Genomic DNA, 2,714 nt, shown 5'->3' on the forward strand with positions numbered 1-2,714 from the left:
TGCCATCATGGTCGTTCCCGACACAAAAGCTTGCACCAGAGGGTGAAACCGCAACGTCGAGACGCTCCTTCGACACGTCGATACCAACGATAATATCCATCTTATCCCATCCTTGCCTAATCGGGCTTTGCACGCGCAAGCGGCCCTGGCGACTGTTCGGGTTCGATGGAACGGCGGATGCACAACCGGGCTCTGCCACGGGCTTGGTGTCCCTAAGGGGCTTCGGTCTCACATCCGCCACCGCACAGGGCATTAAAACGCCAAAGGACGGCGAAGGGAAGTTACAAGGGGGGTAAGCCACACCCACTGCCGTTGGCTATGTTTCGACTTCTAGCCCCTCGGCAGCGTCAGCACCGCACGCCACGCATACCCCCGCGCAATCGGCTGGAACTCGAGCGTCGCATTGTGGCTGCCCGCGAGAGCTTCCAGCACATAACGCATGTTGGCGCGGGGCGTGACGTGGAACTTTGTGAGCCATGCCTGAAGCAGAGTGCGGAAGGGACGCGGCAGACCCTCCTGCTGGCCGAAATCCACGATGTGCAGGGAGCCGCCGGGCGCGAGCGACGCTAGCGCGCGTTCCACGGCCTTTTCCCAGTCCGGTATCATCGATACGGCATAGGAAATCATGATTCTGTCGAAACCTTCGTTGCGGGCGAATTCGCTGAGCCTGAAGGTTGTTGCATCCGACACGCGCAAGACCGGCCGGTCCTGTTTTCCGCCGAAATTCTCTGCCGCCGTCGTCAGCATTTCGGCCGAGATATCCAGGCCGTAAATCTTTGCGGTGGGGAACAGTTTCGATGCACGCAGAAGATTGCGGCCTGTGCCGCAGCCGACTTCCAGCAGGCTACCACCCTGGGGGACGTCTAGCTTGTCGATGGTCGTGTCGCGGCCGAGGAGGTAATATTTGCGGGTGATGTCGTAAATGTGCCGCTGGTTGCGGTACATGCGGTCCATAAGGTTTGCGTGGTTGGCATCACCAAGGCTGATATTGTCGCCGATGATCTTCATGCCTGAGCCCTCTGATAGATGTGGAAGCCGCCATAGATGGCGGAGCGGTCACGGGCGTTCAGTTCATGCGAGCGCTCAGCGAGATAAGACCATTGCGCGGCGATATCCGGCGACAGGCGACCCTCGATCACGCTTTTTTCGGCGGCGGTGCGGAAGATCACACGGGCGTCCGGTGCTGCCGTGCGGCTGATCTGCGACCACAATTCATTGATCTGCGTATCCGTCATCCAGTCCTGCGCATCGAGAAGCACATAGCGATCCACGGAGGAGGCGGGTTTGGAGGCGAGCAATTCGGTGAAGGTCGCGTGGTGGACATGCACCCGTGAGGCGTTTTCACGAATGGCCTGATAATAATCGCGGCGCAGATAGTCGGGCAGGTTGCCTTCCTGCGCTTGTGGATAACGGCGGGCGAAGGCCTGCCAGGCGAAATAATTGTCCTTCAGCGGAAAATCACAGGCGAGTTTCTCGAGGCGCTGACGCAGAACGGGGGCGATCGTGTTGCCGTCCGACAGGCTGGCGAGTTCGTCATATTGGCGCGGCGGAATGCCGAGGCCGAAGAGCGAGCTCTTGCGTTTCGTCAGCCAGCGGATGACAGGCTTGTCGAAAAGCGGTGCCACCTTTTCATTGAAGAACTGGCGTTGCTCATCCATCGAGCGCGTATTGGCCATCTCCTGAAGCTTCACGCCGTGCAGACGCGCCAGCACATGGCCGACACCTATGAAGCGGCCCAGAAGCCCAGTGCGGTAGATATTGCGGTCGAAAACGGAGATGCGACGGCGTCCGCTGAGGGTGCGCTTCGACCAATAGGCGCGCGTCTGTGCGTCTAGGTTCGGCGCGATGAACTGATCGTAGCCATCGCTGTTGGAACGCACATTTGCGACGCCGAACTGGCGCACGACATCACCATGACCCGGCAGATGGCGGAAGGCGGCCAGTTTCAGCTTGTTGAGCGCGATGTGGTGCGGATTGAGATCGACCACATCGATGCGTGATGGATTGCGGGAGAGGTAAGCCAGGACGTTGCAGCCGCCAGATCCGATGGTGACGATGCTATGGTCATCCCGCAGTTCCATGGCCTGCATGTCGACTTCAGGGTCTTCCCATATCTGCGGATAGACCAGACCGGAAAACAAAACACCGAACAATCTCTCAGACAGGCCGCTGGTGGACAGGGCCTTGTGCTGAAGGAGCGCGGACTTGAGTTTTACGTTTTTGCTGAAACCGGTTTTTGGCGCGACACTCGTCATCTGATTCCACCTCTCATTCGGTTGAGAGGCGTTTAGCGGTGAGACGCAACAGTTTGATGACGGGGGTGGGGGGCGAGTTGGAGGCTATTGAGGATTGATCGCTACGCCTCCAAGGCAATCACCACTCAGCACTTAATAGTTTACGTCGGAGGGTGTGGCGCCCCCCTTGTAACTTCCCTTCGCCGTCCTTTGGCGTTTTAATGCCCTGTGCGGTGGCGGATGTGAGACCGAAGCCCCTTAGGGACACCAAGCCCGTGGCAGAGCCCGGTTGTGCATCCGCCGTTCCATCGAACCCGAACAGTCGCCAGGGCCGCTTGCGCGTGCAAAGCCCGATTAGGCAAGGATGGGATAAGATGGATATTATCGTTGGTATCGACGTGTCGAAGGAGCGTCTCGACGTTGCGGTTTCACCCTCTGGTGCAAGCTTTTGTGTCGGGAACGACCATGATGGCATCGAAG

2 protein-coding genes are annotated in these 2,714 nt (G+C 58.8%); both read right to left on the reverse strand.

What is annotated here, in order from left to right:
• Window positions 1–330 precede the first annotated feature (330 nt).
• Window positions 331–1,008 carry a class I SAM-dependent methyltransferase gene (locus DSM25558_RS27450; RefSeq protein WP_077107774.1) on the reverse strand — a complete coding sequence of 226 codons (678 nt, stop codon included), beginning with the start codon at window positions 1,006–1,008 and terminating at the stop codon, window positions 331–333.
• The gene (locus tag DSM25558_RS27455; RefSeq protein ID WP_077107775.1) at window positions 1,005–2,255 is read right to left on the reverse strand and encodes a BtaA family protein; all 1,251 of its coding nucleotides are present in this window, start codon (window positions 2,253–2,255) and stop codon (window positions 1,005–1,007) included. The genes DSM25558_RS27450 and DSM25558_RS27455 overlap by 4 nt, the downstream gene beginning before the upstream one ends.
• Window positions 2,256–2,714: the final 459 nt, after the last annotated feature.

Source organism: Agrobacterium sp. DSM 25558, from assembly GCF_900100825.1.
Taxonomy (GTDB): domain Bacteria; phylum Pseudomonadota; class Alphaproteobacteria; order Rhizobiales; family Rhizobiaceae; genus Agrobacterium.

What these genes read in the sequence shown, in the direction of transcription:
- DSM25558_RS27455 (WP_077107775.1), bottom strand. Translation starts at nt 2,255, where the DNA reads ATGACGAGTGTCGCGCCAAAAACCGGTTTCAGCAAAAACGTAAAACTC.
- DSM25558_RS27450 (WP_077107774.1), bottom strand. Translation starts at nt 1,008, where the DNA reads ATGAAGATCATCGGCGACAATATCAGCCTTGGTGATGCCAACCACGCA.